The organism is Kitasatospora sp. NRRL B-11411 (assembly GCF_000721345.1).
Taxonomy (GTDB): Bacteria; Actinomycetota; Actinomycetes; order Streptomycetales; family Streptomycetaceae; genus Kitasatospora; species Kitasatospora cineracea.
In genome coordinates, this window is record NZ_JOGH01000345.1 from 1 (window position 1) to 253 (window position 253).

The window sequence follows — 253 nt, forward strand, 5'->3', positions numbered from 1 at the left end:
GTCGTCCAGGTCCAGGGAGGTCACCGGCTTCTTCTTCGCCGCCATGATGCCCTTGAACGAGGGGTAGCGGGCCTCACCGGACTGGTCGGTGACCGAGACCACGGCGGGCAGCGCCGCCTCGACCTGCTCGGTGGCCGCGTCGCCGTCCCGGCGACCGGTCACCTTCCCGCCGGCCACCGCCACCTCCGACAGCAGCGTGGCCTGCGGCACGCCCAGGCGCTCGGCCAGCAGCGCGGGCAGCACGCCCATGGTG

Annotated in this window: 1 pseudogene; it reads right to left on the reverse strand. The window is 73.9% G+C overall.

Annotated features, from left to right (window positions below):
• Positions 1-253: pseudogene (locus IH44_RS0140300) on the reverse strand (electron transfer flavoprotein subunit beta); the annotation flags it as partial.